Annotated in this window: 14 protein-coding genes and 1 tRNA gene; 10 read left to right on the forward strand and 5 right to left on the reverse strand. The window is 62.1% G+C overall.

Features of this window, described 5'->3' with window-relative positions:
* The first annotated feature begins 5 nt into the window (after window positions 1–5).
* A complete protein-coding gene (gene rad50 / locus C444_RS04775) occupies window positions 6–2,681 on the forward strand; it encodes a DNA double-strand break repair ATPase Rad50 (protein WP_004591296.1) in 2,676 nt (891 codons plus the stop codon).
* 47 nt (window positions 2,682–2,728) lie between these two features.
* On the opposite strand, the gene C444_RS04780 is transcribed toward rad50, so the two are convergent.
* Genes C444_RS04780 through C444_RS04790 form a run of 3 tightly spaced genes read right to left on the reverse strand, consistent with a single transcriptional unit; the run spans window position 2,729 to window position 3,812 of the window.
* Entirely contained in the window at window positions 2,729–3,151 is a 423-nt protein-coding gene (locus tag C444_RS04780; RefSeq protein WP_004591297.1) for a DUF7346 family protein, read from the reverse strand.
* Window positions 3,152–3,178: 27 nt separating this feature from the next.
* Window positions 3,179–3,580 (reverse strand): DUF7322 domain-containing protein, encoded by a 402-nt coding sequence (locus tag C444_RS04785; RefSeq protein WP_004591298.1) that lies wholly within the window; start codon window positions 3,578–3,580, stop codon window positions 3,179–3,181.
* A 40-nt stretch (window positions 3,581–3,620) separates the two neighbouring features.
* Window positions 3,621–3,812 carry a DUF7331 family protein gene (locus C444_RS04790; RefSeq protein WP_004517169.1) on the reverse strand — a complete coding sequence of 64 codons (192 nt, stop codon included), beginning with the start codon at window positions 3,810–3,812 and terminating at the stop codon, window positions 3,621–3,623.
* A 107-nt stretch (window positions 3,813–3,919) separates the two neighbouring features.
* Between C444_RS04790 and C444_RS04795 the strand changes: the two genes are divergently transcribed.
* From C444_RS04795 to C444_RS04835, 8 genes are all read left to right on the forward strand, one after another.
* Entirely contained in the window at window positions 3,920–6,730 is a 2,811-nt protein-coding gene (locus C444_RS04795) for a DNA-directed DNA polymerase (RefSeq protein ID WP_004591299.1), read from the forward strand.
* A 126-nt stretch (window positions 6,731–6,856) separates the two neighbouring features.
* Window positions 6,857–7,789, forward strand: a complete 933-nt coding sequence (locus tag C444_RS04800) for an ABC transporter ATP-binding protein (protein WP_004591300.1) — start codon at window positions 6,857–6,859, stop codon at window positions 7,787–7,789.
* 36 nt (window positions 7,790–7,825) lie between these two features.
* Window positions 7,826–9,256: a Fe-S cluster assembly protein SufB gene (gene sufB, locus C444_RS04805; RefSeq protein ID WP_004591301.1), complete on the forward strand. Its 1,431-nt coding sequence runs from the start codon at window positions 7,826–7,828 to the stop codon at window positions 9,254–9,256.
* A 2-nt stretch (window positions 9,257–9,258) separates the two neighbouring features.
* The gene (gene sufD / locus C444_RS04810) at window positions 9,259–10,470 is read left to right on the forward strand and encodes a Fe-S cluster assembly protein SufD (RefSeq protein ID WP_004591302.1); all 1,212 of its coding nucleotides are present in this window, start codon (window positions 9,259–9,261) and stop codon (window positions 10,468–10,470) included.
* 627 nt (window positions 10,471–11,097) lie between these two features.
* Entirely contained in the window at window positions 11,098–11,580 is a 483-nt protein-coding gene (locus tag C444_RS04820; RefSeq protein ID WP_004591304.1) for a hypothetical protein, read from the forward strand.
* Complete coding sequence (locus tag C444_RS04825) at window positions 11,577–12,011, forward strand: metal-dependent transcriptional regulator (protein WP_004591305.1); 435 nt, start codon at window positions 11,577–11,579, stop codon at window positions 12,009–12,011. Before C444_RS04820 ends, C444_RS04825 begins: the two co-directional genes overlap by 4 nt.
* A 142-nt stretch (window positions 12,012–12,153) precedes the next feature.
* A tRNA-Gln gene (locus C444_RS04830) sits at window positions 12,154–12,226 on the forward strand.
* Between the two features lie 283 nt (window positions 12,227–12,509).
* The gene (locus C444_RS04835; protein ID WP_004591306.1) at window positions 12,510–13,238 is read left to right on the forward strand and encodes a GNAT family N-acetyltransferase; all 729 of its coding nucleotides are present in this window, start codon (window positions 12,510–12,512) and stop codon (window positions 13,236–13,238) included.
* On the opposite strand, the gene C444_RS04840 is transcribed toward C444_RS04835, so the two are convergent.
* Entirely contained in the window at window positions 13,239–13,436 is a 198-nt protein-coding gene (locus C444_RS04840) for a hypothetical protein (protein WP_004591307.1), read from the reverse strand.
* Window positions 13,437–13,711: 275 nt separating this feature from the next.
* On the opposite strand from C444_RS04840, the gene C444_RS04845 reads away from it, so the two are divergent.
* On the forward strand, window positions 13,712–14,428 hold the full coding sequence (locus tag C444_RS04845; protein WP_004591308.1) for an HD domain-containing protein: 717 nt from the start codon (window positions 13,712–13,714) through the stop codon (window positions 14,426–14,428).
* Here C444_RS04845 and C444_RS04850 read toward each other — a convergent pair.
* Window positions 14,423–15,121: a LysE family translocator gene (locus tag C444_RS04850; protein ID WP_004591309.1), complete on the reverse strand. Its 699-nt coding sequence runs from the start codon at window positions 15,119–15,121 to the stop codon at window positions 14,423–14,425. The genes C444_RS04845 and C444_RS04850 overlap by 6 nt on opposite strands.
* Window positions 15,122–15,168: the final 47 nt, after the last annotated feature.

Below are 15,168 nucleotides of genomic sequence, written 5' to 3' on the forward strand. Positions count from 1 at the left end.
CGACAATGAAATTCCAGCGCGTCAAGCTATCCAATTTCAAGTGCTACGACGATGCAGACCTGCGACTGGACAACGGCGTGACCATCATCCACGGGCTCAACGGGAGCGGGAAGTCATCCCTGCTGGAGGCCTGCTTCTTCGCGCTGTACGGCTCGAAGGCCCTGGACGAGACTCTCGGTGACGTGGTTACCATCGGGGCCGACGACTGCACCGTCGAACTGTGGTTCTCGCACGCCGGCGGCGACTACCACCTCACGCGCCGGGTCCGCGCGACCGGCGCGCAACCGACGACGGCGAAGTGCGTCCTGGAGACGCCCGAAGGAAACTACGAGGGGGCGCGCGACGTGCGCCGCCGGATCACGGAACTCCTGCGGATGGACAGCGAGGCGTTCGTCAACTGCGCCTACGTCCGTCAGGGCGAGGTGAACAAGCTCATCAACGCCTCACCGAGCGACCGCCAGGACATGCTCGATGACCTCCTGCAACTGGGGAAACTGGAGGAGTACCGCGAGCGGGCCAGTGACGCCCGCGTTGGCGTCGGTCGCGTACGTGATGATAAGCAGGGTGCGCTCTCGCAACTCGACGAACAGATTCAGGAGAAAGAGGAGAAGGGACTCCACGAGCGCCTGAACGGCCTCGAGACGAAGGAATCCGAGCTGCAGGACGAGATCGAGCACATCGAGGACCAGAAGGCCACCGCCGAGGAGACGCTCACGCAGGCCGAGTCTGTCCTCGAAGAGTACGAGGAGAAACGCGAGGAGCTGTCGGCGCTGGAAGACGACATCGAAGAGCTGGAGACGACGATCACAGAGACTGAGACCGAACGAACCGAGCTCAAAGAGCGGATCAGCGACCTGCAGGACCGGAGGGAGACGCTACAGGAGGAACTCTCGGAAACGGTGGCCGAAACCGACCTCGACAGTACGGACACCGATCCGGAAACCGTCGATGCACGGCTGGACGAACTACAGTCCCGCGACGACGAACTGCAGAGTCGAATCGAGGACCAGCGCGTCGATGCGAAGGAACACAGCAGCACCGCCGACGCGCTGGCCGAGAGCGCCGACGACCTCGAATCTCGGGCCGAGGAGAAGCGCGAGGAGGCCAACGAACTGGAAGCCGACATCGAAGCGGCGCGGGAGACAATCGCCGAGCGCCGGGAACAGATCAGCGATATCGACGACCAGATCGCCGCCCTTGAGGCCAGATTCGAGGACGCGCCGACTGACCGAGAGGGGGCGAAGTCGCACAAAGAATCCGTCGCCAGCGACCTCGAAGAGGCCCGACAGCGGGTGACCGAACTGGAGACGAAACTGGCGAGCGAGCGGGACTCGCTCGAAGAGGCCGAGGCGCTGCTGGAGGCCGGCAAATGTCCCGAGTGCGGCCAAGACGTGGCCGAGTCACCGCACGTCGAATCCATCGAAGACGACCGCGAGCGGATTGCGGAGTTAGAGGAGACGCTTTCGGACGCCCGCGAAGAAGTCGAGACCCTGGAGTCGAAACACGAAACGGCGACGGAACTGGTCGAGACAACGGACGAGCTATCGACGCTGGAGAACAACCGCTCGAACATCGTCCAACTGGTCGAGGAGAAGGAAGACGGGCTCGACGCGGACCAAGAGCGCATCGAGACGCTCCGCGAGGAAGCGACGGACCACGAGTCCGAGGCCGAGACGAAACGCGAGAAGGCAGCCGAGGCCCGTGAGCAAGCCGAGGACTGCCGCTCGGTCGTCGCCGAGTGTAATCAGGATCGCCAGCGGGTCAAACAGTCGATTGAGCGCTTAGAGCGCGTCGAAGACCTGCTTGCGAACGTTGACGACTGCGACGACGACATCGAGCGGCTGCGCGAGAAGCGCACGCAGCAGGCCGAACTGAACGACCAGCGGCGCGAACAGCTCGCGGAGAAGCGCGAGCGAAAACAGGACCTCGCGGAGTCGTTCGACGAGGACCGCATTGAAGAGGCCCGAAGCGAGAAGAAACGGGCGAAAAAGTACATCGACCAGGCCGAGGAGACGCTGGCGGAGAAACGCGAGACACGCGACGAACTCCAGAACGCCATCGGCGGCGTCACGAACGAAATCGAGGAGCTGGAGTCGCTGCGGGACCGGCGCGAGGACCTGGAAGCGACCTTAGAGAAACTCGAAACGCTGTACGAGGAGACGGAGGACCTTCAGGAGATGTACGGCACGCTCCGGGCGGAACTGCGCCAGCGCAACGTCGAGACGCTCGAACGGATGCTCAATCAGACGTTCGACCTAGTGTACCAGAACGATTCGTACTCCCACATCGAACTCGACGGGCAGTACCAGCTGACGGTGTACCAGAAGGACGGCGAGCCTCTGGAGCCCGAACAGCTCTCCGGCGGCGAGCGGGCGCTGTTCAACCTCAGCCTCCGGTGCGCCATCTACCGCCTGCTCGCGGAGGGTATCGAAGGGGCCGCGCCGATGCCCCCGCTCATCCTCGACGAGCCGACTGTGTTCCTCGATTCGGGCCACGTCACGCAACTGCTCGACCTCGTGGAGTACATGCGCGACGAGGTCGGCGTCGAGCAGATTCTCGTGGTCAGCCACGACGAGGAACTGGTCGGTGCGGCGGACGACCTCGTCCGCGTCGAGAAAGACGCTACGACCAACCGCTCGCGTGTCGAGCGGGTCGAGGCGACGGTCGCGGAACTGGCCTGAAACAGCCGCAAGACCGACTTGATCTTAGTCTCGGTGGGGACCGGACTTCAGTCGCGGAGGTGCGCCAGCCCGTCGCTGGCCGTGTCGGTCGTGTCGTAACCCCGCTGGCCGTGGACCGTCGCTTCGTCAAGGAGGCCGGCGGCGCGGAACTCCCCTAACAGCCCGTGGAGATCACTTTCACAGAGGTCATACGCGGAGAGCAGTTCCGCTACTGAGAGCGGGCCGCGCTCGTCGAGTTCGACGAGCAGACCCAGCGCCCGGTCGTCGTGGGCCGCTGTAATGACTTGGCGAGCGGTGTCGGGAACGCCTTCGGCGGCTGTGGCGAGTGCCGATTCACCGTCGACGGGTTCGAGGTCGGCGTTCGGGAGGTGGCGCTGTTCGCCGGTCTCGGGGTTCCTGACCAGACTCGACTCAGTGGACTCCTTCAGCAACAAGTAGCGCGTGCCGTCGTCGTCCCGCACAGTACGCATATGACTGTTCGTAGCTGACCGGGCCGGTTAGCCGTTGTGGTCGCCTGACTCAGTGCCGTCGGGCTGGGCATCGGTTGTCTCTGCCGGTTCGCTCCCGTCGTCCGATTTGCGCGCCCGCTCGAACTGGACGTACCGAAACGTTCCGTAGCCGAAGGCGATGACGCCGACGAGGAAGATCCGAACTCCGAGGTCGACCTGTCCCTCGAAGTAAGCAAGCATCGGCCCGAGCGAGAGCGCTAACAGCGCGACGTTGAACACGATGACGAGTTTGACGAACAGCCCCGTGGCGTCGCCGTCGTAAGCGCCGTCCGACGGCGATGGCACGTCCGGTCCGAGGCTCTCCGGGTCGAACTCCTCGGGCTCGTACTCGCTCTTTTCGGAGAGGACGCCGCCGCTCTCGTTCGGGTCGTCCTCGCCGGGGATATCCATCACACTAGCTACGACGCGTGGATAGTAAAAGTCCTTCCTGTCAGGCGATCTCCTGTAAGGTGAGCGCCGTGTCAGTCTGCAGCCACGCAAGAGGGTTTTCAGCATCGTAAAACACTGTCCCCTCCTCGGTCTCGTAGGTCTCGGTCGTCTGGATGGCGTCCGGGAGCGCCGGCTCCGACCGCAGTTCTTCGGACCTATCCGCCTCGCCGTGGGGGGATGCGTGGTGCGACATTGGCCGTCAAACTTGGGTATGGTACTCGATGGCATATACTTTCTGCCTGTGGCAATACCCCGTCGACCGCCGGTGTTTTTATGCGGCATCTCGAAACATGGTCAAGAATGAGTGACGGGACCCAGGGCACGCTGGGGGACTTCGAGCAAGGCGCGGACGAGGACCGCCCGGTCGCCGACGAAGCGGCGGCCATCGCGGGCAACGGTGGGAGCGACGGCGGGGACACGAGCGTCGTCGACATCGACGAGCGCCAGTTCCCGCCGGTCGAGGAGACCGTCGAGTTCGTCGTCACGCAGGTCGACTACACCATCGAGGGACAGGGCGACGGCGAGTCCCCGGTCGTCCACGTTTTCGGGCGCACTGACGACAATGAGCCGGTCCACGCGCGTGTTTTCGATTTCCAACCCTACTTCTACGCGCCGACCGACAGCGTCACCGAGGACGAACTCCGCCAGTACGACAGCATTACCGGGTGGGAGGAAGCCGATGAGGGCGGCGAGCCCTACGAGTCGATTCGGGGCGAGCGCCTGACGAAGATATTCGGCCAGACGCCCCGCGACGTGGGGCAGATCCGCGACGACTTCGACCACTACGAGGCGGACATCCTCTTTCCCAACCGCCTGCTCATCGACAAGGACATCACGAGTGGCGTTCGCGTCCCTGCCCGCGAACTCGACAACGACGACAGCCTGAAAGTCCACCACGAGGAGATCCAGCCGGTCGAGGCCCACGCTGACCCGCGGGTCAACACCTTCGACATCGAGGTCGACGACCGCCACGGCTTCCCCGAGGACGGCGAGGAACCGATCATCTGTCTCACTTCGCATGACTCCTACCGCGACGAGTACGTCGTCTGGCTGTACGAGTCCCCCGACGGTATCGACGGCCCCGAGGCACTGGCCGGCTACGACCCGATTCGGGAGGACTTCGAGGCCGATGTGCGCGTCTTCGAGGAGGAGGAGGCCATGCTGGAGGCGTTCGTCGACTACATTGTCGACACCGACCCGGACGTGCTGACCGGCTGGAACTTCGACGACTTCGACGCGCCGTACTTCCTTGACCGGCTGGAGGAACTCCAGAGTTACAACCACGACTTCGATCTCCAGATCGACCGGCTCTCTCGGGTCGACGAGGTCTGGCGTTCGGGCTGGGGCGGCCCCGATATCAAAGGCCGTGTCGTCTTCGACCTCCTCTATGCCTACAAGCGCACACAGTTCACCGAACTCGAATCCTACCGACTCGACGCCGTCGGCGAGCAGGAACTCGGCGTCGGCAAGGAACGCTACACCGGCGACATTGGCGACCTCTGGGAACAGGACCCCGAGCAGCTACTGGAGTACAACCTTCGGGACGTGGAGCTCTGTGTCGAACTCGACCGCGAACAGGACATCATCGACTTCTGGGACGAGGTCCGCACCTTCGTCGGCTGTAAACTCGAAGACGCGACGACCCCCGGCGACGCCGTGGACATGTATGTCCTCCACAAGCTCCACGGCGAGTTCGCGCTGCCCTCCAAGGGCCAGCAGGAAAGCGAGGATTACGAGGGCGGGGCCGTCTTCGACCCCATCACCGGCGTCCGCGAGAACGTTACCGTGCTGGACCTGAAGTCCCTGTACCCGATGTGTATGGTGACGACCAACGCTAGCCCCGAGACGAAAGTCGATCCGGAGATCTACGACGGCGACACATACCGCGCGCCCAACGGCACCCACTTCCGAAAGGAACCGGACGGCGTCATCCGGGAGATGGTCGACGAACTCCTCACAGAACGTGAGGAGAAGAAGGCCGAGCGAAACAGCTTCGACCCCGATAATCCGGAGTACGAGCGTTTTGACCGGCAGCAAGCGGCAGTGAAGGTGATAATGAACAGCCTGTACGGCGTTCTGGGATGGGACCGTTTCCGGCTCTACGACAAGGAGATGGGCGCGGCGGTCACCGCCACCGGCCGCGAGGTCATCGACTACACTGACGAGGTCGTCGCCGACGAGGGGTACGAGGTCGTCTACGGCGACACGGACTCGGTGATGCTGCAGCTGGGCGATATAACCGCCGCAGATGTCGAGGGCAGCGTGGAAGTCACAGACGAAATTCGGGAGAAACATCCCACGATGGACGAGGCTGAACTCGAAACCCTCGCGGCGACCATTCAGAAAGGGTTCGAACTGGAGGAAACGATCAACGACTCGTACGACGAGTTCGCGATGCAGCGGCTCAACGCGACTGACCATCGCTTCCAGATAGAGTTCGAGAAGCTCTACCGCCGTTTCTTCCAGGCCGGCAAGAAGAAACGGTATGCGGGCAACATCGTCTGGAAAGAGGGCAAACACGTCGACGACATCGACATCACGGGCTTCGAGTACCAGCGGTCCGACATCGCGCCCATTACGAAGCGGGTCCAGAAAGAGGTCATCGACCGTATCGTCCGCGGTGCGGACGCCGAGTCGATCAAGCAGTACGTCAGCGACGTCATCGAGGACTACCAGGACGGCAACGTCAACTACGACGACGTGGGCATTCCCGGCGGCATCGGGAAGAAACTTGATAACTACGACACCGACACCGCGCAGGTGCGGGGCGCGAAGTACGCCAACCTCCTGCTGGGGACGAACTTCCAGAGCGGGTCCAAGCCCAAGCGGCTATATCTCGACCGGGTCCACTCGGACTTCTTCCAGCGCATCGAGGAGGAAGAAGGACTGGACCCTCAACGGGACCCGCTGTACGGCGAGTTCCGACGGGACCCCGACGTGATCTGTTTCGAGTACGCCGACCAGATCCCCGAGGAGTTCGAAATCGACTGGGACAAGATGCTCGATAAAACGTTGAAAGGTCCCATCGCCCGCATCTTGGAGGCGATGGACATCTCCTGGGAGGAGGTCAAGTCAGGCCAGGAGCAGACCGGACTCGGGAGCTTCATGTAACCCGGAGCCGGCGACGGTTTTTCCTCTCGGAGAAATATTATTTCTATATACTGAACTGGATTTCGCGGCAATGCGAAAGCTTCATGGGTGAAACGGACCTTCTTTCGGTTGACCTAAGAGATACCTATGGCGAAACTCGAAATCAACAATCTCCACGCAGAAGTCGCAGAAGAGGACGGTGAGACGATTCTTCGCGGTGTCGACCTCGAAGTCGAGTCCGGTGAGATCCACGCGCTGATGGGTCCCAACGGCTCGGGCAAGTCCACAACAGCGAAGATCATCGCCGGCCACCCCGCCTACGAAGTAACCGACGGCGAAGTGCTCATCCACCTCGAAGAGGACGAGTTCGGTGACGAGGAGATCCCGGAAGACCTCCGCACCTGGGACCTGCTCGACCTCGAACCGAACGAACGCGCCGCACTCGGCATCTTCCTCGGCTTCCAGTACCCGGCCGAGATCGAGGGCGTCACGATGGTGAACTTCCTCCGCACCGCACTCAACGCCAAACTCGAGGAGCGCGAGGAGCTCTTCGAGGACGACGATGAGGAAGAAGAGGCCGACGCAGAGGGCGGCGACACCAACGAGGACGCCGCCGGCTACGACACCTCCCCGATGGAGGGTAACGTCGAAGAAGGCGAAATCGGTGTCGCCGAGTTCCAGGAAATCCTCCAGGAGAAGATGGAGCAGCTGGACATGGACGAGAAGTTCGCGTCCCGGTATCTCAACGCTGGCTTCTCGGGCGGCGAGAAGAAGCAGAACGAAGTCCTCCAGGCCGCGATCCTCGAGCCCTCGATCGCAGTGCTCGACGAGATCGACTCCGGGCTGGACATCGACCGACTGCAGGACGTCTCCAACGGTATCAACGCGCTCCGTGACGAGCAGGGCGCGGGCATCCTTCAGATCACCCACTACCAGCGCATCCTCGACTACGTCGAACCCGACCACGTCCACGTGATGCTCGACGGCCAGATCGCCACCTCCGGTGGCGCTGAACTCGCCGAAAAGCTCGAAGACGAAGGGTACGACTGGGTCCGAGAGGAAGCCTACGAGGCCGCGTAACGCCCTTCCGTACACAGCGATAACACTACACACACTATGAGCTCAGACCAAGACCACCTCAAAGAGACCGACACCGAGAAGCGCTTCGAGTTCAAGAAGGAGGAGAAGTCCGCCTTCGAAGCCGAGAAGGGCCTCACGGAGGAGACCATCCGGGTCATCTCCGAAGACAAGGACGAGCCCGAATGGATGCTCGAACGCCGTCTGCGTGCACTCGAACAGTACAAAGAAATGCCGATGCCGACCGGTTGGCCGGGCGCGCCCGACCTCTCGGAAGTCGACGTCGACGAGATCGTGCCCTACATCCGCCCCGACATCGAGACACGCGGCGGCGTCGATGACTGGAACGATCTCCCCGAGGAGATTCAGGACACCTTCGACAAACTCGGCATCCCGGAAGCCGAGAAGAACGCCCTCTCGGGCGTCGGCGCGCAGTACGAGTCCGAGATCGTCTACCAGAACATGCAGGAGCGCTGGGAGGAGAAGGGCGTCATCTTCTGTGACATGGACAAGGCCGTCCAGGAGCACGAAGACATCCTCAAAGAGTACTTCATGACCAAGGCCGTGCCGCCGAGCGACAACAAGTTCGCGGCGCTGCACGGCGCTATCTGGTCCGGCGGGTCGTTCGTCTACGTCCCCGAGGACACCACGGTCGACATGCCGGTGCAGGCGTACTTCCGCATGAACTCCGACGGCATGGGCCAGTTCGAGCACACGCTCATCATCGCCGAGGAGAACTCCGAGGTCCACTACATCGAGGGCTGTTCCGCCCCGAAGTACTCCGAGTTCAATCTCCACTCCGGCGGCGTCGAAGTGTTCGTCAAGGAGAACGCCCACGTCCAGTACTCGACCGTCCAGAACTGGTCGAAGAACACGTACAACCTCAACACCAAGCGCGCCATCTGCGAGGCCGACGGTACGATGGAGTGGGTTTCCGGCAGCATGGGCTCGAAGGCCACGATGCTGTACCCCTCCACCGTTCTCAAGGGCCCCGGCGCGACGGACAACCACATCACCATCGCCTTCGCCGGCGAAGGGCAGGACATCGACACGGGCGCGAAGGTCTACCACAACGCCCCCGAGACGAAGTCCACCATCGAGTCCAAGTCCATCAGCAAGGACGGCGGCCGCACGAACTACCGCGGCCTCGTCCACATCGCTGACGGTGCCGAGGATTCCTCGACCTCCGTCGAGTGTGACGCGCTGATGTTCGACAACGAGTCCACGTCGGACACGATGCCGTACATGGAGATTCAGGAGTCCAAGGTTGACGTCGCCCACGAGGCGACCGTCGGCAAGATCGGCGACGAGGACGTCTTCTACCTCCAGTCCCGCGGACTGGACGACGACGACGCCAAGCAGATGATTGTCGCCGGCTTCATCGAGCCGATTACGGAGGAACTGCCGATTGAGTACGCCGTTGAGCTGAACCGCCTCATTGAGCTTGAGATGGAGGGGTCGCTCGGATAACCATGAGTACGCAGGTACACGCCAATCTCACAGAGACCCAGGTGGAACAGATTTCAGACGACCTCGGCGAGCCCGAGTGGCTGCTCGAGACGCGAAAGGACGCGCTCGCAGCGCTCGACGAGCTTGACATGCCGGATGTCATCCGGACGCCGGGTCGCACCTGGACGAACCTCGACGCGCTCGACTACGAGTCGCTGGTCGACCCGCTCGACTACGCACAGGACAAGGACCGTATCGACGCCGAGGGCGTCGAGGTGCTGTCCTGGAGCGAGGCGCTCGACGACCACGCTGACCTCGTCAAGGAACACTTCGGCAGCGTCGTCGACCCGCAGCGGGACTACCTCACTGCGCTGTCGACGGCCCTGTTCTCGGCCGGTACGGTCGTCTACGTCCCCGAGGGCGTCGACGCCGAGGACGTGAAGATCCGGACGACGATGAACAGCCAGTCGCTGTTCAACTACACGCTCGTCCTCGCCGAGGAGTCCTCGTCGGTGACGATTCTGGAGCGCCAGGGGACCGGCGAGACGGTCGACGACGACCAGTACTACTCCGGCGTCGTCGAGGTCGTCGCCGAGGAGAACGCCTACGTCCAGTACGGCGCGCTCCAGAACCTCTCGGAGGAGACCTACAACTTCCAGGTCAAGCGCGGCCACGCCGACACCTACGCCACGGTCAACTGGATCGACGGCAACATCGGCTCCCGCCTGACCAAGTCCAACGTCGAAACCCGGCTGCTGGGTGACTCCTCCGAATCACAGATTCTGGGTGCGTTCTTCGGCCACGAGGACCAGCACTTCGACATCGCATCGCGTGTCTGGCACGAGGCCGAACACACCATCGCCGACCTCGTCACCCGCGGCGTCCTCGACGACGACGCCCGCTCGGTGTACGAAGGCGTTCAGGATGTCGGTCGCGAGGCCTGGGACACGTCGTCGTACCAGCGTGAGAACACGCTCATGCTCTCCGACGACTCCGAGGCCGACGCATCGCCGAAGCTCATCATCAACAACCACGACACCGAGGCCTCCCACTCCGCGACGGTCGGGCAGGTCGACGCAGAGGACATGTTCTACATGACCTCCCGCGGTGTCGACCCAGAGAGCGCGAAGAACATGCTCGTCGAGGGCTTCTTCGTGCCAGTGCTGGAGGAGGTCGAGGTGGACGAACTCCGCGAGGACCTCGACCAGCTGATTTACGAGCGACTCAGGCAGTAACCGCCCCCGTCCGCGATCTTTCCCGTCTACTGTTCTTGCTACCGGCTCGTTCTCACCGGACAGCCGCTGTGGACCGTTTCACGACCGATTTGGGTTCTTATCCTACTCGGCCACACATATCAAACGCAGCTCTGTCGAGGACCGACACGACGGCCGCAGTCAAGCGTGGCTTGGCCGACGAGATCGAGACGGGCTGCAGGGAGTGGGTTGCGACCGAGTGGCCGTTCGAGCGGGTCGCCTATCCGGGGCGAGACGTGTCCTGGCAGGCGGTACCGACGGTGGGGACCGAAGGCGACTGATAGTGACTTCTGTACGGTATTGACCGCAGTACATCGTGGGATCGTCTTGGGACGTAGGCACAACCACGATACGTCGGAGCCGTCGGGTCGTCTCATACTGTCGCCTGTCCGTCCTGCAAGACGCTTGCGATCACGGGGTGTATCGTGTCGCAGTGACAGCCGACAGTCTCAGTCCCGGTGGGATCTGTCGCCGCGAAGCCAGACGCAGTCACACGGGTCCAACAGGAACCTGACGCCGCCGCCAGGGCGGCGACAGGGAACCGCTTAAGTCCGGCCCTCCCCGAACTACGTGTATGACTGCAGCACAGCGCCGAGTGGGGGTGTTGCCGTGAGTCTCACACAGCCGGTGGCGTCCGACCATCAGCTCGCCCGGCTGTTACAGATCGGCATCGTCCTCGAAGAGGTCGTCGAGGCACGGTCGGCCAAGCACGCCGAAGAAACGAGTGGAGAGCACGAGCAGGCGGTTCTTGACCTCCTTGCACACGCCGAGACCGAGTCCGCCGAGCACCGCCGGCAACTGGAGTCGCTCATCGACGACCTCGAAGCGGACACCGTCCCGTTCGAAGAAATCGAGATGCTGGTCGAGGCCCAGTACGAAGCCGACAAGGACTTCGATGGCGTGCTGTACGACCAGCTCTGTAACGAGGAGACGGCGTACAAGTTCTACGACGACCTCATCGAAGCGATAGAGGCGTCAGACGTGACATTCACCATTGACCGCGAGCGGTTGCTTGCCGTGCTGTCGGATATCCGCGAGGACGAGGCAGAGGGTGTCGAAGACGTGACTGATCTGATGGAGGACTATCAATGAACACGCAGGCCCAGTATCTGAAAGCGATCTATCTCACGCAACAACAAGAAGACGGTCCAGCATCCACTGGCGACGTGGCCGATATGCTCGATGTCAGCCCAGCTAGCGCCAACGAGATGATCGGCAAACTCGAAAACCGAGGGCTGCTGAACCACGAGAAGTACAAGGGCGTCGACCTCACCGACGACGGTATCGCACAGGCTCGCGAGGCACTCCAGAACTACTGCATCATCGAGCGGTTCCTTATCGAAGTGCTCGAAGTCGAGGAGTTCCGAGCCGAGGCAAAGCAACTGGAGGGCGTTATCGACGAAACGGTCGCTGATCGCCTCGATACGATTATCGACCGCGAACCGCAGTGTCCGGACTGTTTCGACCCCGAGGGTGATGTCTGTGGCCTGCTCGAAGTCGAGGCGGAAGTCACCAGCGACTGACCGGCCGCTCTCGAAGCGTTCAAGTGCGTTCCGTCGATTACACCGAATACGGTTAGCTTACTCACAGTGAGCGCAGTCCCGTGGTGGTGAGCAAATCCGGTGGATTTGTGAGGTACACGGGACGAACGAACAAAGTGAGTGCAGTCCCGTGGTGTAGTGGCCAATCATAAGGGCCTTTGGAGCCCTTGACGGCGGTTCGAATCCGCCCGGGACTATTCTGTCGCGAACAACTTCGAGAGCGACAAAGATGTTCAGCTGATTCGAAGCACGTCACGAGCGGAGCGAAGTGACGGCGGTTCGAACCCGCCCGGACCTGTACGACGACCTGAAGGCGAACAGCACCCACAGTCCGGTACGACCGCTACCGAGTGGACAGGGGTCACCCACGAGCCGGTCGAGGCCACGATTCGCAGAGTCCCCGCATGAATAGCCCAACGAGTGTCCCAAATTCTGACATCGAACTGTAGATTTATGATGTTCCGTGCCAACTAGTGGCATATGAAAATCAGGGAGGCAGTGTCGTCGGACCGGCCGGCTATCCGTGATGTGGCGCGTCGCTCACTAGAGGCGTCGTATTCGCTGGGGCCGAAGGCGATTACGAGCGCTATCGAGGAATGGTACGATGAAGAGCGCATCGAGGAAGTGCTCGACGATGAGAGTAATCGGTTGATTCTCGTCGGCGAGCGTGACGGGCAGGTGGTCGGCCTCTCCGAGAGTGTTCTATCAGGAGATAGTATCGGGACGATTCTCTGGCTGCACGTCGACCCAGCATACCGCGGTGAGGGGATCGGGTCGGCATTGTTCGACGAGACCCATGGGGAACTCCATGACCGGGGTGCCGAGACACTCCAGGGGCGCGTGTTGGCCGACAATGTCGAGGGTAACAGCTTCTACGAGGACCACGGTTTCGAACGCGCCGGCACGGGTGAAGTCGATATTGCTGGACGAACCTACGTTGAGAACCTCTACACCGATGCAGACGAACTCGGTCGCGAACCCATAACCGATGACGGTCGGACAGTCTACGTCGACCACAACAACCACGAATCCGGGTCGATGGCGCCCTTCCACGTGGTCCACGTCACGGAGGAGGGGAGCGACCGGTACGGCTACTACTGCAGTAACTGCGAGACGTTGGCGAACGCGATGGACTCGATGGGCCGTATCGAATGTGACAACTGCGGGAACGTCCGCAAGCCGATGCGCTGGGACGCCGCCTACCTGTAATTACGGCGGTGACTGGTCCCCCGTGCGCTGTGACGACTCCTGCCTGTTTGCCGGGACCAGTATCAGCTTGTAGTACAACCCGAACAGACACAGGGCGATACCGACGCCGATGAGTACGTCAGTCACTGCGTGTTCGTTTATCGCGTGGGTAACGATCGACACATCGCCGACGGGCGTGTGGAGTGGCTGGAGAGGCATATGTACTAATTTATCTATTAGCTGTAAAAAGCCGGACTAATGTTCCCAGCCGCTGAGAACCAGTCGCGGCTGTCGCCCGACAGAGACCTGGCTTGCCACGGAATCGGGGACAGCGATGGCGGCTGTCCGCCGCTCCCGAAGGTCGGTTCTGTGACGCTGTTTGCAGCCAGAAATGCCGGGTGTGGCAGCCGTTCTCCCTGTCGTAACGCTAAAGAGTCGAACGTACGTCTATATGTGTAAGATGAATATCGAAATCCGTCTCCGGAGGTGGTGCTGTGGGCGTCGAGATTAGGGAGTCACCTGTCTCAGCCGACGCGTTCGAGGATATGAAGGAGTTCGTCCACGACTACCTCGCGGCGAGCGTCGAAAACGAAGAAGAGGGCGGCCGCATGCGCTGGTACCCGTGGCACTCCGCGGAGTACCGCTTCAACCATATCCTCAACGTCGTCGACATCGCGACAAAAATCGCCCGCAAGGAAGGGGCGAACGTGGACGTGACTCGCGTAGCAGCGTTGTTTCACGACATCGCGAAACTGGAAGCCGAGCAGGACCTCCACGCCGAAGCCGGCGCTCGGATCGCACGCGAGTATCTGAAGGCACACGGTGACTACCCCGAATCGTTTATCGAGCAGGTCTGCTCCGCCGTCGATGCCCACTCGTATCAGGGGCCGCTGGACGATTTGCCCCTAGAAGTACAGTGTCTCATCGAAGCGGATATCCTAGACAAGGTCGGCGCGAACGGAACCGCCCTGATGCTGTTGCGTATGGGCTATGAGTCCCGGACGCACATGGATTCGGCTGAGATGGTCGACCGTGTCATCGAACGCGGTGAGGACGCACGCGAGCGCGTCGAGAGCGACACAGCAGAGTCCATCGTCCACCAGCGACTCAAGCGGACCCGCTGGTTCCAGGAGTGGCTGACGATGGAAGTCGCCGAAATGGCCGTCGAAGACGACCTCGACGACGTGGCGACCGGGATGGGCGACTCATAAGGCCCGCAGCAGGAACAGGACGCCGGTTCCGGCGAGAACCGCCGCGCTAACCCACGCGATTAGCGGTGCGAGCCGCTCAATACGCGTTCTCGCAGCGACAATGGCCGCCGGAAACCCAGTAATCCAGAGGCCGATCCCGCCGAAAAACCCACCCAACAGCACTGGGTGACCGGTCTGTACGGTTAGTGCCCCGGCTCTGACCGCAGGCACGTACGACGAGACGTCGACCACGCCTGGTTTGAGGAGGCCCACGCCGACGGTGAGCCAGAAGGCGACCTGATAGGGGTTTGTCAGTGCCAGGACGAGCGCCTTGCGAAAGCCCCGACTGTCCCCGGACGTGACCGACGAGTCCCCGTCGGTCACGACCGTATTGGCTTCCTGAACTGCGCCGTACGCGAACCAGAGCATCAAGAGCCCGCCGGCACCGACCATCACGCGTCGGAGTCCCGGCGTCTCGGTGATTACTGTGGCGGCACCGAGCACGGCGAGCACGAAGAAACAGGCATCAGCAGTCATCGCGCCGAGGCCAGCGAAGAAACCGGCTCGCCAGCCCCGCAGCGCGCTCTCCTCGGCGATGACCGCGTTCATCGGCCCCGGCGGCGCGGCCAGTGCGAGGCCGAACAGGACGCCACCGAGGGCTGTCGGGACGAGCGAGAGCGCACCGAGCTGGAGCACGGCGAGTGAGTGATACATCTACAGTCGGAGAAAACAGAGCTGTCTCTTATACACATCTCTGATGG

It is taken from the genome of Haloarcula japonica DSM 6131, assembly GCF_000336635.1.
Classification (GTDB): domain Archaea; phylum Halobacteriota; class Halobacteria; order Halobacteriales; family Haloarculaceae; genus Haloarcula; species Haloarcula japonica.